The organism is Knoellia sp. B-D-2 (genome assembly GCF_057714695.1).
Genome location: NZ_CM173189.1, coordinates 419,039 through 443,954, shown reverse-complemented (window position 1 = coordinate 443,954; position 24,916 = coordinate 419,039). Strand labels below are relative to the sequence as shown.

Below are 24,916 nucleotides of genomic sequence, written 5' to 3'. Positions count from 1 at the left end.
GACGCTACCGGTCAGCCGCCCTCGCGCACGACTTGTCGGGCTCGCGGAACTCGCGGGGGGTAAACGTTTTCGCGGAGGCGGCCACGTGACCTTAGGATGCGCCTCGTGAAGGCCATCCGTCGCTTCAGCGTCCGCCCCGTCCTCCCTGCCCGCATCGCCCCGCTCGGCGATCTCGCGATGAACCTGCGCTGGAGCTGGCACCCGCCCCTGCGCGACATCTTCGAGAGCATCGACCCCGAGCGCTGGGTGTCCGTCGGGGCCGACCCCGTCGCGATGCTCTCCGCCACGCCGGTCGAGGAGCTCGACGCGCTCGCCGCCGACGACGCCTTCGTGGCGCGCGTGAGCGCCGCCCAGCAGGCCTTCGAGCGCTACCTCGGGGAGGACCGCTGGTACCAGCAGTGGACGGAGGAGCAGGGTGAGGCCGGGGCGCCCTCGGCCATCGCCTACTTCAGCCCCGAGTTCGGCATCGCCGCGGCGCTGCCGCAGTACTCCGGGGGCCTCGGCATCCTCGCCGGCGACCACCTCAAGGCGGCCTCGGACATCGGCGTGCCGATCGTCGGCGTCGGCCTGTTCTACAAGACCGGCTACTTCCGGCAGAGCCTCAACCACGACGGCTGGCAGACCGAGACCTACCCCGTGCTCGACCCCGACGGCCTCCCCCTCTCGCTGCTGCGCGAGGAGGACGGCACGCCCTGTGTCATCACGATCAACCTCCCGGGCGGTCGTGAGCTGGGCGCCCACGTGTGGCGCGCCCAGGTCGGCCGCGTGCCGCTCCTCCTGCTCGACTCCGACATCCCCGGGAACGACGAGGGCGCCCGCGCCGTCACCGAGCGTCTCTACGGTGGCGGCGGTGAGCAGCGACTTCAGCAGGAGATGCTCCTCGGTGTCGGCGGCGTGCGCGCGCTGCGCCTCTGGTCGCGCCTCACCGGTGCCCCCACGCCGGACGTCTACCACTCCAACGAGGGCCACGCCGGCTTCCTGGCGATCGAGCGGATCAGCGAGCTCGTCACCGGCGAGGGCCTGCCCTTCGAGGCGGCCCTCGAGGCCGTGCGCGCCGCGACCGTCTTCACGACGCACACGCCCGTGCCCGCCGGCATCGACCGCTTCGAGCGTCGCCTCATCGAGATCTACTTCGGCGGCGACCTCGCTCCCGCCGGTGTCCCGATCGACAGCCTGCTCGAGCTCGGCAAGGAGACCTACGAGGGCGGTGACTCGTCCATGTTCAACATGGCCGTGCTCGGTCTGCGGATCGCCCAGCGCGCCAACGGGGTCTCCAAGCTGCACGGTGTCGTCAGCCGCGACATGTTCGACGGGCTGTGGCCGGGCTTCGACGCCGACGAGGTGCCGATCACGAGCATCACCAACGGTGTCCACGGCCCGACCTGGGTGGACCGCAAGGTCTATGAGATGGCGCGCAAGCACACCGACATCACCGACCTCGACACCCGGGCCTCCTGGGAGGCCATGGCCGACATCCCGCGAGACGTGGTGTGGGCCACCAAGCGCGAGCTGCGCCAGCAGCTCGTCACCGAGGCCCGGGCCCGCGTGCGCGCCTCGTGGGTCGAGCGCGGTGCGTCGCCGGCCGAGCTCGGCTGGACCAAGGACATCCTCGACCCCGACGTGCTGACGATCGGTTTCGCCCGTCGCGTGCCGACCTACAAGCGACTCACTCTCATGCTGCGCGACCCCGCACGGCTCAAGAAGCTGCTGCTCGACCCCGAGCGCCCGATCCAGATCGTCATCGCCGGCAAGTCCCACCCGGCCGACGAGACCGGCAAGCAGCTCATCCAGCAGATGGTGAAGTTCGCCGACGACCCCGAGGTCCGTCACCGGATCGCGTTCCTGCCCAACTACGACATCGCCATGGCCCAGCACCTCTACCCGGGCTGCGACGTCTGGCTCAACAACCCGCTGCGTCCGTTCGAGGCATCGGGCACGTCGGGCATGAAGGCCGCACTCAACGGCGCCCTCAACCTCTCGATCCTCGACGGCTGGTGGGACGAGTGGTTCGACGGCAACAACGGCTGGGCCATCCCCACCGCAGACGGGGTCGAGGACCCCGAGCGTCGTGACGACATCGAGGCCAACGCGCTCTACGACCTCATCGAGGGCCAGGTCGCGCCACGCTTCTACGACGTCGACGACGACAACCTGCCGCAGAACTGGCTCGCCATGGTCATGCACACCGTCACCACGCTCGGCCCCAAGGTGCGCGCCAGCCGCATGGTGCGCGAGTACACCGAGCGCCTCTACGTCCCCGCGGCGCGGTCCGGCTGGGCTCTGCGCGACGACGACTTCGCCGGCGCGCGCGAGCTCGCGGCATACAAGTCGAAGGTGCGCACGGGCTGGGACCAGGTGCACGTCGACCACGTCGAGTCCTCGGGTGTCGGGGACAGTCCCGAGATCGGCGAGACGCTGCACGTCGGCGCCTACGTCTCGCTCGGCGCGCTGTCGCCCGACGACGTCGAGGTGCAGATCGCGCACGGTCGGACCAACCACCGCGGGGACGACCTCCACGACGTCACGACGCTCGCGCTCGAGCACACCGAGACCTACGAGCAGGGGCGCCACAAGTTCGCCGGCGACCTCAAGCTCCAGACCAGCGGCGCGTTCGGCTACACGGTGCGAGTCCTCCCCAAGCACCCCGGGCTGGCCTCGGCCGCCTCGCTCGGCCTCGTCGCCAACGCCTGACCGAACCGACTGATGGCGCAGTCGCACCTGTGGCGCGTCTGCGGGTGAGCACTGGGTTTCTGCTGTGCCCGCGCGCCGGCTCAGGCACGGTTCGCGTCCTGCCTGAGCGCCCCGGCTTGTCCTGGGCCCGCTCGCTCGGCCTCGTTGCCAGCGCCTGACCCCCGACTGATGGCGCATACCGGGCGGCAAGGCTCCGGACTTCCCGACTGATTGCGCACTCCGGTCGGCGGGGGCGCCTGGTCCCAACCGACTGATTGCGCATTCCGGTCGCGCAGCGGGCTTCCAGCCCGCCGCGTCTCGGCCGGAATGCGCAATCAGTCGCACCCTGTGGCGCGAGCGGATGAGTATCGGGTGGCTGCATTTGCCCTCGGCGGTGACGGGTGAGGGGTGGGGTGCGGCGAAGATGGGCCTTTCGCCCAGAGACACGGGCGCGGACCGTGGCTATCGTGGCGGGATCACGGCCTCGGGGGCCTGTGGACAACTCGATGGGTACGAGTGCGGGTTCTGCTTCCATGAAGGTGGCGGGTGCACCTGCGAGACGGTGGCGGGCGACGGGGCGCGTCACACGGAGGAGGTCACATGGACGCGGTCCGGACGGTCGAGGCCGAGGTTCGTGAGCTGATTCGCCGTTCCGGGCTGGACCCGGCCCGCGAGCCGACCGCGGTGCAGCGGCTCGTGCGTGACGCCGTGGCCGACTACGACCAACGCTCGATGCACGGCGGCATGCCGGTGCTTGAAGACGTGGCCAGGGCCGAGAAGTCGGTCTGGGACACGGTCGCCGGCTTTGGTCCGTTGCAGCAGTACTTCGACGACCCCACGGTCGAGGAGCTTTGGATCAACGAGCCGACCCGCGTGTTCATCGCTCGCGGGGGTGTCGCCGAGCTGACGACGACCCTGCTGACCCACGACGAGGTCCGCGACCTGGTCGAACGCATGCTCAAGTCGTCCGGTCGGCGGGTGGATCTCTCGAGTCCTTTCGTCGATGCCGTGCTGCCCGATGGCTCCCGCCTGCACGTGGTGATCCCGGACATCACCAGGGAGCACTGGCACGTCAACGTGCGCAAGTTCATCGTCAAGGCGGACGACCTCGAGGACCTCGTGCGGCTCGGGACGCTCACCCGGCAGGCGGCGGCGTTCCTCGAGGCCGCCGTCGCGTCCGGTCTCAACGTGCTCGTCGCCGGCGGAACGCAGGCCGGGAAGACGACGATGCTGAACTGCTTGGCGGCGGCCATCCCCGCGCGGGAGCGGGTCGTGACCTGCGAGGAGGTCTTCGAGCTGAAGATCCCGCTGCGCGACGTCGCCTCGATGCAGTGCCGCCAGCCGTCGCTCGAGGGGACGGGGGAGGTGCCGCTGCGCCGGCTGGTCAAGGAAGCCCTGCGGATGAGGCCGTCCCGGATCATCGTCGGTGAGGTCCGCCAGGCCGAGAGTCTCGACCTCCTCATCGCGCTCAACTCGGGCCTGCCGGGCATGTGCACCATCCACGCCAACAGCGCCCGCGAGGCGATCACCAAGATGTGTACGTTGCCGCTGCTCGCCGGCGAGAACGTCGGTAGCCGGTTCGTCGTGCCCACCGTCGCCGGGTCGATCGACATCGTCGTGCACGAGGCGCTGGAGCGCGACGGCACCCGAAGGGTGCGGGAGATCGCCGCCGTGCCCGGTCGGGTCGAGGGCGACGTGGTCGAGATCGCCGACCTGTTCGTCCACCGTGGTGGCCAGCTCGCGAGGGCGGACGGGTACCCGCCGCACCGCGAACGGTTCGAGCGGGCGGGCTACGACCTGCCGGCGTTGCTGGCGCAGGGAGCGGCGTGACCGGCGTGGTCCCGGGCCTCATGTTCGGCACCGGTCTCTTCCTCGTCTGGTGGAGCTTCTGGGAGCGCGAGTCGGCTCCGCACCGACCGAAGGAGCCGCCGGCACTCGTCCGCGCCCTGCGGGACGACCTGGTGCAGGCCGGCTACCCGTCGGTCACACCGCGGGCGCTCCTCGTCGGCTGCCTCACGGCGTTCCTCCTGGTCTTCCTCGTCGTGCACGCCGTCGTCGGCGTTCCCGCGATCGGCTTCTGCTTCGCCGCGATGGCGGCGTGGGGTCCCTACGCGTGGGTGCGGATGCGCGCCCGTCGACGGAGAGGGCGGCTGCGCGACCTCTGGCCGGACGCCGTCGACAACATCACGTCGGCGGTCCGGGCCGGGATGTCGTTGCCCGAGGCGGTGTCGCAGCTGGGTCACCGCGGACCCGAGGAGCTGCGTCCGGCCTTCGCCGCGTTCGCCCAGGACTACCGCATCACCGGTCGGTTCCACGACTGTCTCGACCGGCTCAAGGAGCGGCTCAGCGACCCCGTCGCGGACCGCCTCATCGAGTCGCTGCGGATCGCCCGCGAGGTGGGCGGCAGCGACCTCGGTCGACTGCTGCGAACCCTGTCGGTGTTCCTGCGGGAGGACTCACGCACCCGTTCGGAGCTCGAGACCCGTCAGGCGTGGACGGTCAACGCGGCTCGGCTCGCGGTCGCCGCCCCGTGGATCGTCCTCGCCATGTTGTCGAGCAGGCCCGAGTCCGTGCAGGCGTACTCCTCGACCACCGGCGCCCTCGTGCTGCTGTCCGGGGCGGTCCTCACGGGCATCGCCTACTGGCTCATGGTCCGGATCGGACGCCTCCCCGAGGACGAGCGGGTGCTCCGATGACCGACCTCGTGCGGTCGGGCGCCATCCTCGGCTTCCTCGTCGGCGCGGGCCTCCTGCTGGTGTGGGTCGGTCTGCCCCGCCACCGCCAACCCGGTCTGGCCGACCGGGTCCTGCCCTATCTCACGGACACGCCGCGACCGTCGAGCCTGCTCGCCGGCGACCGCCCCAGCGCCGGGCCCGTCGCGACCCTGTTCGGTCCCGTCGTCCGGGAACTGTCCGACCACGTCGAACGCCTCATGGGTGGCGCCGCGTCGGTGCGCCGTCGGCTGCTGCGCGCCGGCCTGTCGCAGGACGTCGACCGCTTCCGCGCGCAGCAGGTCGTCTGGGGCGTGAGCGGCGGTCTGGTCCTGCTGGCCGTCGGCACCCTCTCGGCCGTCACCAGGGGCTCCAGCCCGTTCCTCGTCGTGCTCCTCACTGGTATCGGGGTGATCTCTGGTGTCACCGGTGCCGACTGGTTCCTCAGCCACCGCGCCACGAGGCGCGAGCAGCGCATGCTCGCCGAGTTCCCCACCGTCGCAGAGCTGCTCGCGCTGGCGGTCGGGGCCGGTGAGGGTGCGGTGGGCGCACTCGAACGCGTCTGCCGTCTCTCGCACGGTGCCCTGTCCGACGAGCTCCGCCGCTGCCTGGCCGACGCGAGAGCCGGGGCCAACCTCCCCATCGCCCTCCAGGGGCTGGCCGACCGCACCGGGCTGATCAGCCTGACCCGGTTCGTCGACGGGATCGTCATCGCCGTCGAGCGTGGCACCCCGCTGGCGGACGTCCTCCGCGCCCAGGCGCAGGACGTCAGGGAGGAAGGTCGCCGCTCGATCATGGAGGCCGGGGGCAGGAAGGAGATCGCGATGATGGTCCCGGTCGTCTTCCTCGTGCTCCCGGTCACCGTCCTCTTCGCCGTCTACCCGGGCTTCTCGTTCCTCAACTTCACGATGTGACACCACGGAAAGGGCCACCGCCATGCATCTCCTCCATCGCTTCCTCCTCCGGGCACAGCTCGCGGCCGTGGGCCTCCTCGTCGAGGCGGGTCGCCGCCGGGAGCGCGGCGACGTCCCCGGGTGGGTCCTCATCACCCTCATGACCGCCGGTCTCGTCGCGGTGCTGTGGACCGTGGCCGAGGACCAGCTGCAGGCGATGTTCCAGCGCGCCATGAACAGCGTCAGCCGCTGACGTGGCCGGGCTCGTCCGCGGGGGCGAGCGCGGGTCGGCCGTGGCGGAGTACGTCATGGTCTCGGGGCTCGTCGTGCTCCTGTTCATGGCGGTCTTCCAGCTCGGGCTCGTCCTGCACGTCCGCAACACCCTCATCTCGTGCGCGAGCGAGGGCGCCCGACTGGGGGCCCGAGCCGACGCGGAGCCCGGACTGGGCGCCGCCCGGACGCGCGAGCTCATCGAGGCGTCGCTGTCGGGCGGCTACGCCGACGACGTCACCGTCGGCACCGGCGTCGTCGGGGGAGTCCAGGTGGTCGAGGTACGGGTGCGTTCTCCCTTCCCGGTGATCGGGCTGCTCGGGCCCGACGGGCAGCTCGACGTCACCGGCCGCGCATTCCTGGAGCGGCAGTGACCGTGCCGCGGACGTGGGTGCTGGCGCGTCGCGAGGAGGGGAGCGCGATCGTCGAGTTCGTGTTCCTCGGCGTCCTCCTGCTCGTCCCGATGGTCTACCTCGTCATGTCCGTGGGCCGCGTCCAAGCCGGTTCGTATGCCGTGACCACCGCCGCGCGCGAGGCCGGGCGGGCGTTCGTGACGGCGGAGTCCGGGGAGGACGCCGCCGGACGCGCCGAGTCCGCGGCGGCGATCGCGTTCGGGGACCAGGGGTTCGCCGGACTGGGGTCGCTGCGGATCTCTTGCGCGGCCTCGCCCTGCCTCACCCCGGACGCGAGGGTCGAGACCACGGCCCGGGTCACGGTGCCGCTGCCCCTCGTCCCCGCCTTCGCCCGGGACGTCGTACCCCTGGAGATCCCGCTGTCCGCCAGCCACCTGTCCACGGTCGACCGGTTCCGAGCCGCCCCATGATCCGCGTCGCCGGTAGGGCACGAAACCGGTTGTGGCGCAACGGCTCCCGCCGCGACGAGGAGGGGCGCGTCGCCCTGCTCGTCCTCGTCTTCTCGATGGTCTGCATCCTTCTCGTCAGTGGGGTGGTCGCGGTGACGTCGGTCCACCTGTCGCGGATGAAGCTCCTGGACGTCGCCGACGGAGCAGCCCTCGCGGCCGCGAACGCCCTGGACGCCGCGGCATACAAGAGTGGTGTCGGTGAGGCGGTCCCGCTGAGCGACGCCACGGTCGCGCAGGTGGCCGGCGACTACGTCGGGAGTCGGCCGATGCCCTCCGGCATGACCTGGTGGGGACTCGCACGGGGCACCGGCACTCCCGACGGCGAGCTCGCCGTCGTGCACCTGTCGTGCGTCGCCGACGTCCCGCTGGTCGGCTGGCTGCTCGGCGACGGCGTCACCATCGACGTCGTCTCGCGGGCCCGCTCGAACCTCGAGTGACCGCCGGGGTGCAGATCGCGCAGGGCCTGACCCCCACCACGCGCTCGCGCACACCGAGAGTGATGAGCAGCCGCGCCAAGTTCGACGGCGACCTCGAAGTCCAGACCAGCGGTGCGTTCGGCGACAGGGTGTTCGTCGTGCCGATGCACCCCGGCCTGGCCTCGGCCGCCTCGCACGGCCACGTCGCCAACGTCCGGCCCGGTCGAGCAGCGAGCTAGGTTGAGCCGATGACCGCCCACCGTATGTGCTCCGACTGCACGCTGTGTCCGACCTACGTCCAGACCATGCCCAAGATCCCGGCTGTGCTGAGGGACGGCCCCTGCCCCGAGTGTGGGCATCAGCTCGGTCTCCATGAGGACGGTCAGGCTCGACGGATCGCGTCAGCCCTGATCCCCGGTGCCACCGTCTCGCGGGGACAGCCTCCCGCAGGCAGCCCACTTGCGAAGCTGCTGGACAGGCTCGGGTGACTCGCTTGACCCACTTCGCCGCTCGAACCTGGAGTGACCCGGCGCGGTGTCAGGGGCGCGCGCGACGTGGCCCCGCGTGCTGGACGCAGGTGCGCGCCGTGGGCCGCGCCTCGAGCCGTGGCACACCGATCGGCTCGTGGCAGACCTCGCACACCCCGTACGTCCCGGACTCCACCCTCGCGATGGCGGCGTCGATCTCCGCCAGGTGCTCGCGGGCCCGGTCGGTCAACGCCTGGAGCTGGGAGCGCTCGTAGGCGATCGTCTGCCCCTCGGGGTCGTGCTCGTCGTCGGCATTGGAGTCGCGCGACGCCGCGATGAGGGCGCCCATGTCCTCGGACATCCGCGCGATCCGGTCCTGCAGCGCGGTCCGCTCCTCGTCGAGGCGCGCCCCGGCGTCGTCCGGAGCAGTGGATGACGACATGGGCTCAAGTCAAGCAGGATCCGCGCGGACTCAGGTCGGGTCGGTCACGGCATACGTGCGCAGGCTGAGCGGGGCCATGGTGACGTCCTCACCGGCGAGGACGGTCTCACCGTGCTGCGGTCGCTCCCACACGCTGTCCCAGAGCAGCCGGTAGGCCGACAGCCCGGGTGCCGCCGGCAGGCGCACCTGACGTTCGTACAGGTCGCCGTGGAGCACGACGAGCACGGACTCGTGTCCGAGCCAGGCGCCGTTGACGAGCATCTGGAGCGAACGGTTCTCGGGCGATGACCAGTCGTCCATGGGGAGCCCGTTGGCGCCGAACCAAGCCAGGTCGATCGAGCCGTCCTCGTGCACCTCGCGCCCCTCGGCCCAGGTGCGCTGCCGCAGGGCGGGGTGCTCGCGCCGGATCCCGATGAGGTGCCGCGTCGTCGCGAGCAGGTCCTCCTGCCACGGCTCGAGGTCCCAGTCGAACCACGTCGTCTCGTTGTCCTGGTTGTAGGGGTTGTTGTTGCCGCCCTGGCTGCGCCCCAGCTCGTCGCCGGCGTTGATCATCGGGATGCCCGACGAGAGCAGCAGCGTGCCGAGGAGGTTGCGCATCGAGCGCCGCCGCAGCGCCAGCACCTGCTCGTCGTCGGTCGGTCCCTCGACCCCGTGGTTCCACGAGCGGTTGCCGTCCGACCCGTCGCGGTTGTCCTCGCCGTTGCGCTCGTTGTGCTTGGAGTCGTATGCCGTGAGGTCGGCGAGCGTGAACCCGTCGTGCGCAGCGATGAAGTTCACGGACGCCGTCGGCCCCCGGTCCCGAGTGCCGAAGAGGTCGCGCGAGCCCGCAAGCCGGGTGGCCAGGTCCTGCACTCCGTGCGGGACCTGCCCCGGCGTCGACGCCCGGTGGTCACCGAGCCAGAAGTCGCGCACCGAGTCGCGGAACCGGTCGTTCCACTCCGAGAACGGCGGCGGGAACTGGCCGGTGCGCCAGCCGTGCATCCCGACGTCCCACGGCTCGACGATGAGCTTGGTGCGCGAGAGGAGCGGGTCGGTGCGCAGCCCGACGAGGAACGGGTGGTCGGGGTCGAACTCGTCGGTGCGACCGCGCCCGAGGGCGACCGCGAGGTCGAAGCGGAAGCCGTCGACGTGGCACTCCTGCACCCAGTAGCGCAGCGAGTCCAGGGCGAGCCGGGACATCACCGGGTGGCGCAGGTCGAGCGTGTTCCCCGTGCCGGTGACGTCGATGTCGCGGCCGCGCTCGTCGAGCCGGTAGTAGGCCCGGTTGTCCAGGCCCCGGAACGACAGGGTGGCGCCGGTGACGTCCTGCTCGGCGGTGTGGTTGTAGACGACGTCGAGGATGACCTCGAGGCCGGCGGCGTGGAGGAGCTTGACCATGCCCTTGAACTCGTCAACGGCGCCCTGCGGGTCGTCGGCGGCGGCGTAGCCGGCGTGCGGGGCGAAGAAGCCGAGCGTGTTGTAGCCCCAGTGGTTGGTCAGGCCCTTCCGCACGAGCGCCGGCTCGGAGGCGAACGAGTGCACGGGGAGCAGCTCGACGGCGGAGACGCCGAGCCCGGTGAGGTGGGCGAGGGTCGCGGGATGGGCCATGCCGGCATACGTTCCGCGCAGCTCCTCGGGCACGCCCGGGAGCTGCCGGGTGAGGTTGCGGACGTGGGTCTCGTAGATCACCGACTCGCTGCGCGTCACGGCCGGGGGAGCGTCGTCGCCCCAGTCGAAGGAGTCGTCGACGACGACCGATCGCGGCATGTCGGCGGCGGAGTCGGAGTCGGACGGCGCGGAGCCGTCACCGCGCCAGCCGTGCTCGTCCACGACGTGCCCGTAGACGTTGGGTCCCCACCGGACCTCGCCCTCGATGGCCTTGGCGTAGGGGTCCATGAGCAGCTGCGCGGGGTTGTGTCGCAGGCCCTGATGCGGGTCCCAGGCGCCGCCGACACGGAAGCCGTAGCGCTGGCCGACACCCACGTCGGGGACGAAGCCGAACCACCACCCGAAGGCGTGGTCGAGCAGGGGCACGCGACGCTCCGTCGTCCCGGCGTCGTCACCCTCGTCGAACAGGCAGAGCTCGACCGAGTCGGCGTGGCCGGCGTAGACGCAGACCTCGATCCCGCCGTCGAGGACGGTGACGCCGGGCGGGGGTGGAAGGTCCGGCGCGACCCGCAGCGAGGGTGCGGTGGTGGCGGAGGTCGACGGCGACATGGGCGCAGCCTATTGACGCGTGCGCGCGGGGGCGCGCGGTGACCGGCTCCCGCGCGCGTCGGATCGCTCGCATGACAAGGTGGTGGCATGAGTGATCCCACCTCCCTCCCCAGCTTCCCGCCGCCCGCAGACGAGCACCCCCTGCGCGGTCGCGTCCTCGACGTCCTCGTCGACATGGGCGCCCAGCCCAACCTCGACACCGACGGCGACGTGGCCTACCAGGCCAACGAGCAGACGATCTTCGTGCGCGTCACCGAGGGCGAGCTCCCCGTCATGCGCATCTTCGGCCAGTGGACCCTCCCCGACGAGGTCGCCAGCGACACCGCGAAGGTCTCGGCCACGTGCAACGAGGTCAACCTCTCGCTCAACTGCGTCAAGACGGGGGTCGCCAACAACACCCTCGTCGTCACGAGCGAGCACCTCGTCGTCCCCGGCGCCGAGGTCGCGACGCTCGTCCAGGTGAGCACCTCGATCATCCTCTCCGCCGTGCAGCTGTGGCACGAGCGCGCCCTCGGCCTCGAGCCCGGCCAGGGCCAGGGCCAGTCCGGCCAGTCCGGCCAGCCGGAGGACGAGGCCGGCCCCGAGGCGAACGGCTCCACCCCGGGCCAGGGCAGCTGATGTCCCAGGTCGTGCGGCTGGAGGTCGAGGACGGGATCGGCGTCATCCACCTCGACCGCCCGCCGATGAACGCGCTCGACGCCGAGATGCAGCACGGTCTCATCGCCGCCTCGAAGGAGGCCGCCGAGCGCAAGGACGTCTCCGCGGTCATCGTCTACGGCGGGGCCAAGGTCTTCGCGGCCGGCGCCGACATCAAGCAGATGGCCGACATGACGTACACCGACATGGCCGACCACTCGAACCTGCTCCAGGACTTCACCCGCGCGCTGGCCCGCATCCCCAAGCCGACCGTCGCGGCCGTCACCGGTTACGCCCTCGGCGGCGGGTGCGAGGTCGCCCTCGCCTGCGACTTCCGGATCGCCGCGCGCGGCGCCAGGCTGGGCCAGCCGGAGATCCTCCTCGGCATCATCCCGGGGGCCGGCGGCACGCAGCGCCTGGCCCGTCTCGTCGGTCCGGCCAGGGCCAAGGACATCATCTTCACGGGCCGCTTCGTCGACGCCGACGAGGCGCTCGCGATCGGTCTCGTCGACGAGGTGGTCGACGTCGAGGACGGGTCGCACGACGGCGCCGACCCGGTGCTCGCCGCCGCGAAGCGGATGATGAAGCGGTATGCCGGTGGGCCGGCCTACGCGGTCCGCGCGGCCAAGGAGGCCATCGACGCGGGTCTCGAGGTCGACCTCCAGAGCGGGCTCGAGATCGAGCGGATGCTCTTCACGTCGCTGTTCGCCACCAAGGACCGCGAGACCGGGATGCGCTCCTTCGTCGAGAACGGTCCCGGCAAGGCGACGTTCGAGGGAGCCTGACCGGAGGCCCGGGCGACCGGGCCTCCGGGTCAGCCCGTGAGGACCTCGTCGAGGAACGTGCTCAGGCCCTCGACGTCCTCGTAGAGGTGCGAGGTGATCCCGAGGATCTCGGCGGTCGCGATGTTCTGGCGGGAGGCGTCGACGTAGGCGATCTCGCTGAACATGAGGTGGTGGCGCAGCGCTGCCCGGCTGAACGCGTCCGGGTCGGGCTTGGCCAGGCCGAGGTCGGTGCTGCTCACGACCCCGTCCACCTCGTCGACGAGGCCGAGCTGCTCGAGGTCCTCGTGCAGCCGGCTCGTGGCGTTGGTGAGCAGGATGACGCGGGCCATCGTGCGGGCCCGTCGCACCACCTCGAGGACCTCGGGGTCGACGCGACCCGCGGGGAGCATCCACTCGGTCACCGCCTCCCGCGCCACGTCGCCGTGCTCGACCGCGAGGGCCGCGACCACGGAGTCCCGCCACGTCCGGTCGTCGACCGCCCCGGTCAGTGCGGGGACGAAGCGGTCCGGGTCGTAGGCGGCCCGCGTCAGCACCCCGGGAGGCAGGCCGTAGGTCGTCTCGACCGTCGCGGTGTGGGACGAGTCCCAGAGGCGCAGCACCCCGTCGAGGTCGAGCAGCAGGACCTTGATCACAGCGGCCGATCTCCTCACCTCGGGTGCTCGGGTGTCCCCTCGATGCTCTCTCACTGGGGGATCGGTGTGTGGCTGGGCGTCAGGGCTGTTTCTGTGCCCACCGTCACGCCCGCAGGATTCTCCGGAGCGCAGGCACCCGGCATACGCTCGGGTGCAGTCGTGAGACCCACTGGATCCATCCCCGAGAGATGAGGACGAGGCACGCATGAACATCGTCGTCTGCGTCAAGTACGTGCCTGACGCACAGTCCGACCGTTCCTTCAACGAGGCCGACAGCACCACCGACCGCGCCGGCGTCGAGGGGCTCCTGTCCGAGCTCGACGAGTACGCCGTCGAGGAGGCACTCAAGCTCGCCGAGGCCGGCGAGGGCGAGGTCACCGTCCTCACCGTCGGTCCGGAGCGGGCCGTCGACGCGCTCAAGAAGGCGCTGCAGATGGGTGCCGACAAGGCCGTCCACGTCAGTGACGAAGCCATCCACGGCTCCGACGCGCCGGCCACGTCGCTGGTGCTCGCCGAGGCGATCAAGAAGGCCTCCGGAGGCAGCGCCCCGGACCTCGTCATCACCGGCATGTCCTCGACCGACGGCGTCATGGGCGTCGTGCCCGCGATGGTCGCCGAGCGCCTCGGCCTCCCGCAGGTCACCTACGCCTCCGAGCTGACCATCGACGGGCAGTCGGTGCGGATCCGTCGTGACGGTGACGTCGCGTCCGAGACCATCGAGTCGGCGCTCCCGGCGCTGGTCTCGGTCACCGACCAGATCAACGAGCCGCGCTACCCCTCGTTCAAGGGGATCATGGCCGCGAAGAAGAAGCCGGTCGAGACGTGGACCCTCGCGGACCTCGGGATCGACGCCGGACAGGTCGGGCTGGACGCCGCCTGGACCAGGGTCACCTCCTTCACCAAGCGCCCGCCGCGTGAGCAGGGCCAGCTCGTCACCGACGAGGGCGACGGTGGCACCAAGCTCGCCGAGTTCCTGTCCGCCCAGAAGTTCCTCTGAGGAGAATCACCCATGGCTGAAGTTCTCGTCCTCGTCGACCACGCCGGCGGCAAGGTCCGCAAGTCGACCGCCGAGCTGCTGACCCTGGCCCGTCGCCTCGGCGAGCCCTCCGCGGTGCACATCGGCCCCGGCGCCGAGACCGCGCAGGTCACCCTCGCCAAGTACGGCGCCGCCAAGGTCTACGTCTACGACGCCCCCGACGCCCTCGAGTACCTCGTCGCCCCGCAGGCCGAGATCCTCGCGTCGCTCGTCGAGAAGACCTCTCCCGTCGCGGTGCTCATCCCGAGCAACACCGCCGGCAAGGAGATCGCCGCCCGGCTCGCCATTCGCGCCGAGTCGGGCCTCATCACCGACGCCGTCGACGTCCGCGCCGGTGGCGAGGGAGTCGAGACGACGCAGTCGGTCTTCGCCGGCTCGTACTCCGTCACCTCCACCATCACCCAGGGCACGGCCATCGTCGCCGTCAAGCCCAACTCCGCCCCGATCGAGGGCTCGCCCGCGGCCGGCACCATCGAGAAGGTCGAGCTGACCCTCTCCGACGCCGCCAAGGCGGTCAAGGTCGTCGAGTCCAAGCCGAAGGCGGCGACCGGTCGCCCGGAGCTGACCGAGGCCGCGATCGTCGTCTCCGGCGGCCGTGGCACCGGTGGCGACTTCGGCCCCGTCGAGGAGTTCGCCGACAGCCTCGGTGCGGCCGTGGGCGCGAGCCGCGCCGCCGTCGACGCCGGCTGGTACCCGCACAGCAACCAGGTCGGCCAGACCGGCAAGCAGGTCTCGCCGCAGCTCTACGTCGCCGCCGGCATCTCCGGGGCGATCCAGCACCGCGCCGGCATGCAGACGTCCAAGACGATCGTCGCGATCAACAAGGACGAGGAGGCCCCGATCTTCGAGCTCGTCGACTTCGGTGTCGTCGGTGACCTCTTCACCGTCCTGCCGCAGGCGACCGAGGCCGTCAAGAAGGCCAAGGGCTGAGCAGGCCCCTCCGAGCGGAGGGAAACGCAAGGGTCCGGAGGCTTCGATAAGCCTCCGGACCCTCGTGGTTCGCCCAGGGGAAGCAACAGCCCGGGCGAACGTAGAATTCGCGGGTGAGCGCGTACCTGGACCATGCCGCGACGACCCCCATGCGGGCGTCGGCGCGCGACGCGTGGCTCGAGCAGTCCGAGCGCGGCGGGAACCCGTCGTCGCTGCACACCTCCGGGCGGGCCGCCCGGGCCGTCGTCGAGGAGTCCCGCGAGGAGATCGCCGGCGCTCTCGGCGCGCGACCCTCGGAGGTCGTCTTCACCTCGGGCGGCACCGAGGCCGACAACCTCGCGATCAAGGGCACGTATGCCGCCCGCCGCCACTCCGCGGACGCGCTCCGCATCGTCGTCAGCGGCATCGAGCACCACGCGGTCCTCGACCCGGTCCAGCACCTCGTCAAGCGCGGGGGCGCCGAGGTCACCTGGCTCGAGCCGGACCGGTGCGGGCACATCGCGGTCGACGACCTGCGCGCCGCGCTCGCCCCCGGCTCTGGGGCCGCGCCGGCGCTGGCGAGCGTCATGTGGGCCAACAACGAGGTGGGGACCGTCCAGCCGGTCGCCGATCTCGCCGCCGCCGCCCGGGAGGCCGGCGTGCCGTTCCACACCGACGCCGTGCAGGCGGTCGGCCAGCTGCCCGTCGACTTCGCGGCCAGCGGCGCGGACCTCATGACCGTCTCGGCCCACAAGGTCGGCGGCCCCGTCGGGGTCGGCGCCCTCCTCGCCCGGCGCGACGCCCGGATGGTCCCCCTCGTCCACGGCGGTGGGCAGGAGCGGCAGGTGCGGTCGGGCACCCTGGACGCGGCCGGCATACGCGCGTTCGCGGTGGCGCTCACGGAGGCCGTCGCGCAGCAGGAGGTCTCCGCGGCCCGGCTCACCGGCCTGCGCGACCGGCTCATCGCCGGCGCGCTCGAGCTCGACCTCGGCGTCACGGTGAGCGGCTGCTGGACCGAGGGCGAGCTGCTCGACCGGCTGCCCGGCAACGCCCACCTGCTCGTCCCCGGGTGCGAGGGCGACTCGCTGCTCTACCTGCTCGACGCCGCCGGGGTCGAGTGCTCGACGGGCTCCGCCTGCCAGGCCGGGGTCCCTCAGCCGAGCCACGTGCTGCTCGCCATGGGCTACGCCGAGGCGGAGGCGCGCGGTGCGCTGCGGCTCTCGTTCGGCCACACGTCCACCGATGCGGATGTCGACGCGTTCCTCGCCGCCCTGCCGGCGGTCGTCGAGCGCGCCCGACGAGCGAGCGGGGCCGCCTGATGCGCGTCGTCGCCGCGATGAGCGGGGGAGTGGACTCGGCCGTGGCGGCCGCGCGGATGCTCGACGCCGGGCACGAGGTCGTCGGCGTCCACCTCGCCCTGTCGCGCAGCGCCGCGACCCTGAGGGAGTCCGCGCGCGGGTGCTGCACGATCGAGGACGCGGGCGACGCGCGCCGGGTCGCCGACCGGCTCGGCATCCCGTTCTACGTCTGGGACATGGCCGAGCGGTTTCAGCGCGACGTCATGGACGACTTCGTCGCGGAGTACTCCGCCGGCCGCACACCCAACCCGTGCCTGCGCTGCAACGAGTCGATCAAGTTCGCCGCCCTGCTCGACCGCGCCGTCGCCCTCGGCTTCGACGCGGTGGCGACGGGGCACTACGCGCAGGTCGTCGAGCGGGTCGGTGCCGACGGGACCGTGGCGCGCGAGCTGCACCGGGCGGTCGACCCGGCCAAGGACCAGTCGTACGTGCTCGGGGTGCTCGGCGCCGACCAGATGGCGCGGGCGTTCTTCCCGCTCGGCGACACCGCCAAGCCGCAGATCCGCGAGGAGGCGGCCGCGCGCGGGTTCTCCGTGGCGAAGAAGCCGGACTCCTACGACATCTGCTTCATCCCCGACGGCGACACCCGCGGGTGGCTGGCCTCCCGGCTCGGGGAGCAGCCCGGCGACCTCGTCGACGTCGCGAGCGGCGAGGTCGTGGGCGCGCACGCGGGGGCCTACGGGTTCACGGTCGGGCAGCGACGCGGCCTCGGGCTCGACCGCTCGGCGCTCGACGGCGACCCCCGCTACGTCGTCGGCGTCGACGCCCCGACCAACCGCGTCCTCATCGGCACCCAGGACCTCCTCGGGGTCGACGTCATCCGGGCCGACCACGCCCGGTGGTGCGGCCCGGCGCCGACCGGCGAGGTCCGGCTGGGGGCGCAGGTGCGGGCGCACGGTGAGGAGTACGCCGCGGTGGTCCGCGTCGACGAGGACCTCGCGGAGGTCGTGCACGTCCGGCTCGACGAGCGCGTCCGGGGGGTCGCGCCCGGCCAGTCGGTCGTCCTCTACGACGGAACCAGGGTCGTCGGGTCGGCGACCATCGCGTCGACCGACCGATCGGGGCGACAGGGCCGGGGGGACACCGTGGGTGCGGGTCCCGGAACAGTTGAGCATTCAATTACGTTCGGATGAGGTGGAGGGTCCCGCACCGGGGACACGAGCGAAGGAGCCGTCATGCCTGCTGTGACCGTCGACAACATCCTCACCCTGCCGCGCGTCGTCGCGCCGGAGGCCACCGCCCCGAGCCGGCCCGTGCTCGGCGTGACCACGGCGCCGCAGGGTTTCGAGGGCGAGGGCTTCCCGGTGCGCCGTGCGTTCGGGGGTGTCGACCTCGCGGCCCTCGACCCGTTCATCCACATGGACCAGATGGGCGAGGTGGAGTACGCACCGGGCGAGCCCAAGGGCACCGCGTGGCACCCGCACCGCGGCTTCGAGACGGTGACCTACATCATCGACGGCAGCTTCGTGCACCGTGACTCGCACGGGGGTGGCGGACGCATCACGGACGGCGACACCCAGTGGATGACCGCGGGGTCCGGCCTGCTCCACATCGAGACCCCGCCGGAGTCGCTCGTCGTCAGTGGCGGCCTCTTCCACGGCCTCCAGCTGTGGGTCAACCTGCCGAGGACGATGAAGATGTCGCCGCCGCGCTACCAGGACATCCGCGGTGGCGAGGTCACGCTGCTCTCGAGCCCGGACGGCGGCGCGCTCCTCCGTGTCATCGCCGGCGACCTCGACGGCCACGCGGGCCCGGGCATCACGCACACCCCGATCAGCATCGTGCACGCGACCGTCGCGCCCGGCGCCCGCGTCCGGCTGCCCTGGAACCCGGGCTACAACGCGCTCGTCTACGCGCTCAGCGGTCGCGGCACCGTGGGCGCCGAACGCCGGCCACTGCGCATGGGCCAGCTGGCCGTCCTCGGGGCCGGAGACGTCATCGAGGTCGGTGCCGACGACAGCCAGGAGAGCCGCAGCCCCAGCCTCGACCTCTACGTCATGGGAGGGCGACCCATCCGCGAGCCGGTCGCCGCCTACGGCCCGTTCGTCATGAACACCCGCGCCGAGCTGGTGCAGGCGTTCGAGGACTTCCAGGCCGGCCGCCTAGGCACCATCCCGTCCGAGCCGCACCCCGGCCACGACGTCCTCTGACCGCCCTCCCGCCCGGCGGGCGGGGGCGGGTGGTTGCGTCCGCAGGGGTGGTCGGGTTCTCGACCAGGGTTGCGGACGCTGGCGTATGCCGGGTGTGTTGCGTCCGCAGAGGTGGTCGGGTTCTCGACCAGGGTTGCGGACGCTGGCGTATGCCGGGTGCCGGGGGAGCGCGGCGTCGCTAGGGGAGGAGGACGTGGGCGAGGGCGCGGACGGCGGCGTCGGCGTGGGTCTCGGGCAGGCCCGCGTAGCCGATGACGAGCCCGCGCCGGGTCGCCTCGACGCAGTAGGCCGAGAGCGGGTTGACGAGCACGCCCCGGCGCAGCAGCGCCATCGACACCTCGTGGTCGTCGACGTCGTCGGGCAGGAGCAGCACGAGGTGGAGGCCCGCGTCGACCCCGCTGAGCCGGTGGTCGGGGAGATGGCGAGCGAGGGCGGCCACGAGACGGCTGCGGCGGCCGGCATACGTCCGCGCCGCCCGGGCGTGGTGCGCGGACAGGGCGCCGCTCGCGATGAACTCGGCCACCGCGGCGCCGGTCATCTCGTTGACGAGGAGGCTGCGCCGGTCGAGCTCGAGCCGGATCGCCTCACGGAGGTGGCGGGGTGGGAGCAGCCACGAAACGCGCAGGGTCGGTACGAGGATCTTCGAGGCCGTGCCGATGTAGAGGACGTGGTCGTCGGCGCCCTCGAGCGACCGGAGCGCCGGCAGGGGGGAGACGTCGTAGCGGAACTCCCCGTCGTAGTCGTCCTCGATGACGAGCCCGCCGTCGCGCCGGGCCCAGTCGAGGAGGGCGGTGCGGCGGGCGACCGGCATCCGCGCGCCCAGCGGGTACTGGTGCGACGGCGTGACGTACGCCGCGGCGTCGGTGCGGCCGAGCAGGGCGGGGTCGAGGCCGTCGTCGTCCACGGCGACGGCTCGGATGCGAACACCGCTGTCCGAGAACGCCGTCCACGCCTCGACGTACCCCGGGTCCTCGAGGGCGACGGTCCGTCCGACGAGCCCCAGGGCCGTGGGCAGCGCCTGCAGGGTGGCGCTCACCCCGGGCGTGACGATCAGGTCGTCGGGGTCGACGGCGATCCCGCGGCTGCGGCGGATATGGTCGGCGAGGACGTGTCGCAGCCGACTGTGGTCCGGCGCCTGGTTGAGGTCGTTGGTCGGGACACCCGAGGCCGCGACCCGCCAGGCCCGCCGCCACGCCGCCCGGTCGAGGAAGCCGATGTCGGGACGCCCGGGCCGCAGGTCGAAGCGGGCCTCGCGCGGCGGGGGTCGCCGTGGTGGGGTCGGGCACGGCTCCATCGGCTCCACGGAGGACAGGGCGCCCGCCCGGGCCGCACGGTCGGCGAGCGGCGCGACCACCGCGCCCGACCCCGGCCGCGTCTCGATGAACCCGGCCGCCGACAGCTCGTCGTAGGCCGCGACGACGGGTCCGCGCGAGATCGTCAGCGCGGTCGCGAGCACCCGGGTCGAGGGGAGTGGGTCCCCGGGGCGCAACCGGCCCTCGCGCAGCTCGGTGACAACCGCGTCGGCGATGCGGTGCCGCAGCGGACGGTCGGAGGGATCGAGCCGCAGCGGGAGGCTGGCGGCGCGCGGGACCCGGGGCATCAGTCCAGAATACCGGTCCTGACGATCGGCCCATAGTGGATCTCGATGATGATCCAGTTGCGCCCCACCATGGAGCCGTGACCGACCTCAGCCTGCACCGACACAAGGAGCGCGGCTCCACCGAGCGCGCCGCCCTCGACGCCATCCTCGACGACGTCCTCGCCGGGACGCTGAGCACCGTCGTCGACGGGAGGCCGTGGGTGGTGCCCATGCTGTTCGCCCGCGACGGGGACCGCATCCTCCTGCACGGCTCGACCGGCGCCGGGGCCCTGCGCCACGTCGCCGCCGGTGCGCCGGCGGCCCTGGCCGTCATCGCGGTCGACGCGCTCGTCGTCGGGCCGACGACCTTCGACTCGTCCGCGAACTACCGGTCGGCGGTGGTGCACGGCCACCTCACGCCGCTCGGGGACGCGGACCGGGCCGTCGCGCTCGACGCGCTCTCGGAGCGGATCCTGCCCGGGCGCACGGCCGAGGTCCGTCCCATGACGCGGCAGGAGCAGTCCAAGACCCTGGCCATGGCCCTGCCCATCACCGAGGGTGGCTTCATGGTCAAGACCCGCACCGGCACGGCGAGCGCCCCGACCGAGCCCACCGACGCCTGGCACGGTCTCGTCGAGCTGCGGACCGTCGCCCTGACGCCCGAGCCCGCACCCACCTCGACCGCTCCCGAGGTGCCGCGGTCGGTGCGCGAGTTCGCGGGTGCGAGAGTTCTCGGGTGACCCACGTCTCCGGAGTCGGATCCTGGCCGGGCGAGTCGACCCGCGAGGCCGTCGTCGCCGTGCGCGACCTCCTCGGCGACGCCGACGGGCTCGGGGTGCCGCACCTCCCGGAGCTGCCGGCCCGCGGTCCCGGCGCCGACCTCATCGGCCGGTCCGCGGCGCTGCTCGCCGACCTCTCCGTCGACCTCCAGCCGTCCGGCTGGCGCTTCACCGACCGGCCCGGCCGCGACCTCGCGCGCGCCCGCTCGTTCCTGCGCCGTGACCTCGACGAGCTGGCCGAGGCCTACGACGGGTATGCCGGCCCGCTCAAGATCCAGGTCGCCGGCCCGTGGACCCTCGCCGCGTCGATCGAGCTCAACCGGGGCGAGCGCTCCCTCACCGACGAGGGCGCCCGCCGTGACGTCGTCGCCTCGCTCGCCGAGGGGGTCCGCCGCCACGTGCTCGAGGTGCAGCGGCTCGTCCCCGGCGCGGTGCTGACCGTCCAGCTCGACGAGCCCTCGGTCGTCGCCGTCCTCCGCGGGGAGCTGCCCACCGCGTCCGGCTACGGTCGCGTGCGGCCGGTGGACCGCGTGGAGGTGGCACGCGGCATACGGGAGGTGCGGGAGGCCCACGAGGGTGACGTCGTCCTGCACTCCTGCCACCCCGACGCCCCCGTGCAGGTGCTCGCCGCCACCGGCGCGAGCGCGCTCTCCCTCGACCTCACCGCGGCCTCGCCGCCACGCTGGGAGTCCATCGCCGCGGCCGTCGAGTCCGGCGTGCGGCTCTGGGCCGGCGTCGTGCCGGTCGCGGCCGTCGCGGACTCCGCCGGCGCGGTGCGCGACGCGGCGGCGCGCGTCGTCGACGGCTTCGCCCGGGTGGGACTTCCGGTGTCCTCGCTCGCCGACGTCACCGTCACCCCGGCCTGCGGGATGCCGGCGCTCACACCGCAGGGGGCCGCCGGCGTTCTCCGGGTGGCCATCGACACCGCGCGCGAGCTGACGGAGAAGGAGCTGGGCTGATGTCACCCGTTCCCCGCATCCCCTGGCAGGCGAAGTACCTCGCCCTCGTCTTCATCTGGGGGTCGAGCTTCCTGCTCATGAAGGTCGGGCTCGAGTCGCTGTCCGCGGTCCAGATCGCCGCACTGCGGCTGGTCACCGGAGCCGTGACCATCCTCGCCCTGCTGTTCCTGCGCGGCGGGTCGCTGCCGCGCGAGCGTTGGGTGTGGGGGCACCTCGTCGTCACCGGGCTGCTGCTCGGCACCATCCCGTTCACTCTGTTCGCGCTGTCCGAGACCAGGGTGAGCTCCGCGCTCGCCGGCATCGGCAACGCGACCACGCCCATCGCCACGGTGCTCGCGACGATGGCGTTCCTGCCCGGGGCCCGCGCGACCCGCTCGAAGGTCGTGGCCGTGGTCGTCGGGTTCGTCGGCGTCGTGACGATCATGCAGCCGTGGACGAGCGCCCGGCCCGACCTCGCGGGCTTCGGGATGGCCCTGCTCGGCGGTGCCTGCTACGGCGTCGGGTGGACCTACAACCGGCGCTTCCTCGCCCGCGCCGACCTCGGCGGGCTGAGCCAGCCCGCGGCGACCCTGCTCATGGGAACCGTGCTCATGGTCCCGGTGACCCTCGTGTGGGGCGCGGTCCAGCCCGGCGGGCTCGCCTCGATCTGGGCCTACGACCGGGCTCGGCTCGGGACCTCGCAGATCGAGGCCGGGAGCGCCGGTGGCGGCTGGGTCTGGCTGCCGCTGCTGTGCATCCTCGCGCTCGGGGTGGTCGGGACCGGTGCGGCCTACATCCTCCAGTTCGACGTCGTCCGTGGCGCGGGGCCGATCATCGGCTCGACGATCACCTACCTCATCCCGATCGTCTCGGTGCTCCTCGGCGTCCTCGTCCTCGGGGAGGCTCTCGGCCTGTTCGAGGTCGTCGGCTTCGTCATCGTCCTCGCCGCGGCCGCCGTGATCAACGCCCCGGCGCGGCGGGTGGCCACACCCGCACCCGAGGCGGCGCCGGCAGTCCCTCGCGCCTGACCCCGACACCCGGTGCGTTCCGGGCGGACCCGCGCCCGGCCGACCGGCGTCAGCCCGCTGCCGGGGGTCGCACCTCGCGGCGCAGGATCTTGCCGGTCGGGCCCTTGGGGAGCTCGTCGAGCAGCCACACGCTGCGGGGGCACTTGTAGGCGGCGATGCGCTCCTTGGTGAACGCGATGATGTCCTCGGCCGTGGCCGTCGACCCCTCGCGCAGCGCCACGCCGGCGCCCACCTGCTCGCCGTAGAGCTCGTCGGGGACGGCCACGACGGCGACCTCGAGGACGTCGGGGTGCTGGTAGATGACCTCCTCGACCTCGCGCGGGTACACGTTCATGCCGCCACGCAGGATCATGTCCTTCTTGCGGTCGACGATCGTGTAGTAGCCCTCCTCGTCGCGCGTGGCCATGTCGCCGGTGCGGAACCACCCGTCGGGAATGGCCTCGGCCGTCGCCTCCGGGTTGTCCCAGTAGCCCTTCATGACGTTGTCGCCGCGGATGGCGATCTCACCGACGGTGCCGTCCGGGACCTCCTTGCCGTCCTCGTCGATGACGCGCATCTCGCAGCCGGGGATGGCCAGACCGATGGTGCCCGGCTTGCGCTCGCGGGTGGGCATGTTGAAGGACGCGACGGGCGAGGTCTCGGAGAGGCCGTAGCCCTCGAGGATGACGCACCCGAACTTCTCCTCGAACGCCTTCATCACCTCGAGCGGCATGGCCGACCCACCGGAGGCGCAGGTGCGCAGCGAGGACGCGTCGAGGCTGTCGGCGTCCGGGTGGTTGAGGATCGCGGCATACATCGTCGGCACCCCCTGCATGATCGTCACCTTCTCGTCGCCGATGACCTTGATCGCGGCGGCCGGGTCGAAGCGGGGGATGAGCGCGAGCGAGGCCCCGACCCGCACGGCGGCGTTGAGCCCGACGACCAGGCCGAAGACGTGGAAGAGCGGGAGGCAGCCCATGATGACGTCGTCCGGGGTGACCTCCTGGATGTCCTCGGCGCAGCGCTTCGCGTTGAGGTTGACGTTGTCGTGGGTGAGCTCGGCGCCCTTGGGGCGGCCGGTCGTTCCCGAGGTGTAGAGGATGATCGCGGTGTCGTCGCCCTCGCGCTCGGCGGGCTCCCACAACGGTTCAGGGAGCGGCTCTCCGGTGTCCAGCGCGCCCTCGACCGGGCCCAGCGGTCCGCACTCGATGATCCTGGTCCCCGAGCTCTCGGCGCCCTTGGTGGCCTCGGCGACGAAGTCGGGCCAGACGAAGGCCACCTTGGCGCCCGAGTTGGTGAAGAAGAAGTCGATCTCCCCGGCCTTGAGCAGCGGGTTCATCGGGACGACGACGCCGCCCGCGAGCAGCGTCCCGAAGAACGCGACGGGGAACGCGGGGACGTTGGGGAGGATGAGCGCGACGCGGTCACCCGGCTCGATCCCGTTGGCGCGCAGGGCTCCGGCGAGCCTGGCCGCCATGCCGTGGAGCTGCTGGTAGGTGATGTCCTGCCCGCCCACCTTGAGCGCTGGTCGGTCCGGCATCGACGTGGCGGTGCGGACGAGGTTCGAGGCGAGGTTGGACTCTGCGCTGCCCATGGTGACTGGCTCCTTTGCCGTGGCGGGGTCGCCGCCATTCTGGTCCGTGGGACGGCTCCGTGGGGGGCGGTCAGCCTGAAAGACTCCTGTGCGTGCTCACCATCGACTCCTACCTCACCTTCTGCGACGAGGCCCTCGATGCGTATGCCGGCATCGTGCGTCAGCTCGGCGACCCCCTCGTCAACGCGACGGTCCTGGCCGTCGAGGGGTCCAACTCGGCGTTCGCCCTCGTCTCGCACGTCGTCGGCGTCATGGGCCGGTGGGGCCGCACGGTCAACCGTGGGATCGTCGTCCCTCGTGACCGGGACGCGGAGTTCACGGCGACCGGGACCGTCGACGCGGCGCTCGCGCTGCTGGACTCCGGCCGCGTCCGGCTGCACGAGGACGCCCTCGCGGCGGTCGTCGACGCGCCGCCCGCCAACCCGCCGGCCGGGCGCGACGACGGGTACGCCACGCAGGGCGAGGTGCTCATGCACGTCCACCAGGAGCTCGTCCAGCACCTCGGCCAGCTCGAGGTCACCCGCGACGTCCTCCTCGCCACCCCGCGACAGGACTGATCCGCTCTAGGATCGACGATCATGACGAG

At 72.2% G+C, this 24,916-nt stretch carries 25 protein-coding genes; 20 read left to right on the top strand and 5 right to left on the bottom strand.

Annotated elements, in window-relative coordinates; all coding sequences use genetic code 11:
* Positions 1-105 precede the first annotated feature (105 nt).
* The 9 genes from glgP (at position 106) to AC3EU2_RS02075 (ending at position 8,061) form a co-directional block, all read left to right on the top strand.
* A complete protein-coding gene (gene glgP, locus AC3EU2_RS02115; protein ID WP_488178097.1) occupies positions 106-2,691 on the top strand; it encodes an alpha-glucan family phosphorylase in 2,586 nt (861 codons plus the stop codon).
* A gap of 579 nt (positions 2,692-3,270) precedes the next feature.
* Positions 3,271-4,500 (top strand): TadA family conjugal transfer-associated ATPase, encoded by a 1,230-nt coding sequence (locus tag AC3EU2_RS02110; RefSeq protein WP_488178096.1) that lies wholly within the window; start codon positions 3,271-3,273, stop codon positions 4,498-4,500.
* Complete coding sequence (locus AC3EU2_RS02105; RefSeq protein WP_488178095.1) at positions 4,497-5,366, top strand: type II secretion system F family protein; 870 nt, start codon at positions 4,497-4,499, stop codon at positions 5,364-5,366. The genes AC3EU2_RS02110 and AC3EU2_RS02105 overlap by 4 nt, the downstream gene beginning before the upstream one ends.
* Positions 5,363-6,295, top strand: coding sequence for a type II secretion system F family protein (locus tag AC3EU2_RS02100; RefSeq protein ID WP_488178094.1), 933 nt, complete (start codon positions 5,363-5,365; stop codon positions 6,293-6,295). The genes AC3EU2_RS02105 and AC3EU2_RS02100 overlap by 4 nt, the downstream gene beginning before the upstream one ends.
* 22 nt (positions 6,296-6,317) lie before the next feature.
* On the top strand, positions 6,318-6,527 hold the full coding sequence (locus AC3EU2_RS02095) for a hypothetical protein (protein ID WP_488178093.1): 210 nt from the start codon (positions 6,318-6,320) through the stop codon (positions 6,525-6,527).
* A gap of 1 nt (position 6,528) precedes the next feature.
* The gene (locus tag AC3EU2_RS02090) at positions 6,529-6,918 is read left to right on the top strand and encodes a TadE family protein (protein WP_488178092.1); all 390 of its coding nucleotides are present in this window, start codon (positions 6,529-6,531) and stop codon (positions 6,916-6,918) included.
* On the top strand, positions 6,915-7,367 hold the full coding sequence (locus tag AC3EU2_RS02085; RefSeq protein WP_488178091.1) for a TadE/TadG family type IV pilus assembly protein: 453 nt from the start codon (positions 6,915-6,917) through the stop codon (positions 7,365-7,367). Before AC3EU2_RS02090 ends, AC3EU2_RS02085 begins: the two co-directional genes overlap by 4 nt.
* Positions 7,364-7,843, top strand: a complete 480-nt coding sequence (locus AC3EU2_RS02080; RefSeq protein WP_488178090.1) for a pilus assembly protein TadG-related protein — start codon at positions 7,364-7,366, stop codon at positions 7,841-7,843. The genes AC3EU2_RS02085 and AC3EU2_RS02080 overlap by 4 nt, the downstream gene beginning before the upstream one ends.
* A 62-nt stretch (positions 7,844-7,905) precedes the next feature.
* Complete coding sequence (locus AC3EU2_RS02075) at positions 7,906-8,061, top strand: hypothetical protein (protein WP_488178089.1); 156 nt, start codon at positions 7,906-7,908, stop codon at positions 8,059-8,061.
* A 298-nt stretch (positions 8,062-8,359) separates the two neighbouring features.
* Here the strand turns inward: AC3EU2_RS02075 and AC3EU2_RS02070 are convergent, their stop codons facing one another.
* A complete protein-coding gene (locus AC3EU2_RS02070; protein WP_488178088.1) occupies positions 8,360-8,731 on the bottom strand; it encodes a TraR/DksA family transcriptional regulator in 372 nt (123 codons plus the stop codon).
* Between the two features lie 30 nt (positions 8,732-8,761).
* The gene (gene glgX, locus AC3EU2_RS02065; protein WP_488178087.1) at positions 8,762-10,927 is read right to left on the bottom strand and encodes a glycogen debranching protein GlgX; all 2,166 of its coding nucleotides are present in this window, start codon (positions 10,925-10,927) and stop codon (positions 8,762-8,764) included.
* Positions 10,928-11,014: 87 nt separating this feature from the next.
* Between glgX and AC3EU2_RS02060 the strand changes: the two genes are divergently transcribed.
* Both AC3EU2_RS02060 and AC3EU2_RS02055 read left to right on the top strand, forming a co-directional pair.
* Positions 11,015-11,545: a T3SS (YopN, CesT) and YbjN peptide-binding chaperone 1 gene (locus AC3EU2_RS02060; protein ID WP_488178086.1), complete on the top strand. Its 531-nt coding sequence runs from the start codon at positions 11,015-11,017 to the stop codon at positions 11,543-11,545.
* A complete protein-coding gene (locus AC3EU2_RS02055) occupies positions 11,545-12,348 on the top strand; it encodes an enoyl-CoA hydratase/isomerase family protein (RefSeq protein WP_488178085.1) in 804 nt (267 codons plus the stop codon). Before AC3EU2_RS02060 ends, AC3EU2_RS02055 begins: the two co-directional genes overlap by 1 nt.
* Positions 12,349-12,377: 29 nt before the next feature.
* Here AC3EU2_RS02055 and AC3EU2_RS02050 read toward each other — a convergent pair whose 3' ends face one another.
* On the bottom strand, positions 12,378-12,980 hold the full coding sequence (locus AC3EU2_RS02050) for an HAD family hydrolase (protein ID WP_488178084.1): 603 nt from the start codon (positions 12,978-12,980) through the stop codon (positions 12,378-12,380).
* A 205-nt stretch (positions 12,981-13,185) separates the two neighbouring features.
* Here AC3EU2_RS02050 and AC3EU2_RS02045 point away from each other — a divergent pair, with 205 nt between their 5' ends.
* The 5 genes from AC3EU2_RS02045 (at position 13,186) to AC3EU2_RS02025 (ending at position 18,433) form a co-directional block, all read left to right on the top strand.
* Positions 13,186-13,977, top strand: a complete 792-nt coding sequence (locus AC3EU2_RS02045; RefSeq protein WP_488178083.1) for an electron transfer flavoprotein subunit beta/FixA family protein — start codon at positions 13,186-13,188, stop codon at positions 13,975-13,977.
* 12 nt (positions 13,978-13,989) lie between these two features.
* Entirely contained in the window at positions 13,990-14,946 is a 957-nt protein-coding gene (locus tag AC3EU2_RS02040) for an electron transfer flavoprotein subunit alpha/FixB family protein (protein WP_488178082.1), read from the top strand.
* 113 nt (positions 14,947-15,059) lie between these two features.
* Positions 15,060-16,244 carry a cysteine desulfurase family protein gene (locus AC3EU2_RS02035; protein WP_488178081.1) on the top strand — a complete coding sequence of 395 codons (1,185 nt, stop codon included), beginning with the start codon at positions 15,060-15,062 and terminating at the stop codon, positions 16,242-16,244.
* Complete coding sequence (gene mnmA, locus AC3EU2_RS02030; RefSeq protein ID WP_488178080.1) at positions 16,244-17,416, top strand: tRNA 2-thiouridine(34) synthase MnmA; 1,173 nt, start codon at positions 16,244-16,246, stop codon at positions 17,414-17,416. Before AC3EU2_RS02035 ends, mnmA begins: the two co-directional genes overlap by 1 nt.
* Before the next feature lie 42 nt (positions 17,417-17,458).
* Complete coding sequence (locus tag AC3EU2_RS02025; RefSeq protein ID WP_488178079.1) at positions 17,459-18,433, top strand: pirin family protein; 975 nt, start codon at positions 17,459-17,461, stop codon at positions 18,431-18,433.
* Between the two features lie 178 nt (positions 18,434-18,611).
* Here the strand turns inward: AC3EU2_RS02025 and pdxR are convergent, their stop codons facing one another.
* Positions 18,612-20,033, bottom strand: a complete 1,422-nt coding sequence (gene pdxR / locus AC3EU2_RS02020) for a MocR-like pyridoxine biosynthesis transcription factor PdxR (protein ID WP_488178078.1) — start codon at positions 20,031-20,033, stop codon at positions 18,612-18,614.
* A 77-nt stretch (positions 20,034-20,110) separates the two neighbouring features.
* Between pdxR and AC3EU2_RS02015 the strand changes: the two genes are divergently transcribed.
* From AC3EU2_RS02015 to AC3EU2_RS02005, 3 genes are read left to right on the top strand one after another with little or no spacing between them, the layout of a single operon-like run.
* Entirely contained in the window at positions 20,111-20,752 is a 642-nt protein-coding gene (locus AC3EU2_RS02015) for a pyridoxamine 5'-phosphate oxidase family protein (RefSeq protein WP_488178077.1), read from the top strand.
* Entirely contained in the window at positions 20,749-21,750 is a 1,002-nt protein-coding gene (locus AC3EU2_RS02010; protein WP_488178076.1) for a uroporphyrinogen decarboxylase/cobalamine-independent methonine synthase family protein, read from the top strand. The genes AC3EU2_RS02015 and AC3EU2_RS02010 overlap by 4 nt, the downstream gene beginning before the upstream one ends.
* Positions 21,750-22,757, top strand: coding sequence for a DMT family transporter (locus tag AC3EU2_RS02005; RefSeq protein WP_488178075.1), 1,008 nt, complete (start codon positions 21,750-21,752; stop codon positions 22,755-22,757). Before AC3EU2_RS02010 ends, AC3EU2_RS02005 begins: the two co-directional genes overlap by 1 nt.
* Positions 22,758-22,806: 49 nt before the next feature.
* Here the strand turns inward: AC3EU2_RS02005 and AC3EU2_RS02000 are convergent, their stop codons facing one another.
* Positions 22,807-24,330: a long-chain-fatty-acid--CoA ligase gene (locus AC3EU2_RS02000; protein WP_488178074.1), complete on the bottom strand. Its 1,524-nt coding sequence runs from the start codon at positions 24,328-24,330 to the stop codon at positions 22,807-22,809.
* Positions 24,331-24,422: 92 nt separating this feature from the next.
* Here AC3EU2_RS02000 and AC3EU2_RS01995 point away from each other — a divergent pair, with 92 nt between their 5' ends.
* Positions 24,423-24,887 (top strand): mycothiol transferase, encoded by a 465-nt coding sequence (locus AC3EU2_RS01995; RefSeq protein WP_488178073.1) that lies wholly within the window; start codon positions 24,423-24,425, stop codon positions 24,885-24,887.
* Positions 24,888-24,916 lie beyond the last annotated feature (29 nt).

Coding starts and splice junctions, on each gene's coding strand:
- AC3EU2_RS02075 (WP_488178089.1), top strand. CDS start 7,906: ATGAGCAGCCGCGCCAAGTTCGACGGCGACCTCGAAGTCCAGACCAGC.
- AC3EU2_RS02095 (WP_488178093.1), top strand. CDS start 6,318: ATGCATCTCCTCCATCGCTTCCTCCTCCGGGCACAGCTCGCGGCCGTG.
- AC3EU2_RS02080 (WP_488178090.1), top strand. CDS start 7,364: ATGATCCGCGTCGCCGGTAGGGCACGAAACCGGTTGTGGCGCAACGGC.
- AC3EU2_RS02070 (WP_488178088.1), bottom strand. CDS start 8,731: ATGTCGTCATCCACTGCTCCGGACGACGCCGGGGCGCGCCTCGACGAG.
- AC3EU2_RS02060 (WP_488178086.1), top strand. CDS start 11,015: ATGAGTGATCCCACCTCCCTCCCCAGCTTCCCGCCGCCCGCAGACGAG.
- AC3EU2_RS02045 (WP_488178083.1), top strand. CDS start 13,186: ATGAACATCGTCGTCTGCGTCAAGTACGTGCCTGACGCACAGTCCGAC.
- mnmA (WP_488178080.1), top strand. CDS start 16,244: ATGCGCGTCGTCGCCGCGATGAGCGGGGGAGTGGACTCGGCCGTGGCG.
- AC3EU2_RS02025 (WP_488178079.1), top strand. CDS start 17,459: ATGCCTGCTGTGACCGTCGACAACATCCTCACCCTGCCGCGCGTCGTC.
- pdxR (WP_488178078.1), bottom strand. CDS start 20,033: ATGCCCCGGGTCCCGCGCGCCGCCAGCCTCCCGCTGCGGCTCGATCCC.
- AC3EU2_RS02110 (WP_488178096.1), top strand. CDS start 3,271: ATGGACGCGGTCCGGACGGTCGAGGCCGAGGTTCGTGAGCTGATTCGC.
- glgX (WP_488178087.1), bottom strand. CDS start 10,927: ATGTCGCCGTCGACCTCCGCCACCACCGCACCCTCGCTGCGGGTCGCG.
- AC3EU2_RS02055 (WP_488178085.1), top strand. CDS start 11,545: ATGTCCCAGGTCGTGCGGCTGGAGGTCGAGGACGGGATCGGCGTCATC.
- AC3EU2_RS02000 (WP_488178074.1), bottom strand. CDS start 24,330: ATGGGCAGCGCAGAGTCCAACCTCGCCTCGAACCTCGTCCGCACCGCC.
- AC3EU2_RS02005 (WP_488178075.1), top strand. CDS start 21,750: ATGTCACCCGTTCCCCGCATCCCCTGGCAGGCGAAGTACCTCGCCCTC.
- AC3EU2_RS02040 (WP_488178082.1), top strand. CDS start 13,990: ATGGCTGAAGTTCTCGTCCTCGTCGACCACGCCGGCGGCAAGGTCCGC.
- AC3EU2_RS02100 (WP_488178094.1), top strand. CDS start 5,363: ATGACCGACCTCGTGCGGTCGGGCGCCATCCTCGGCTTCCTCGTCGGC.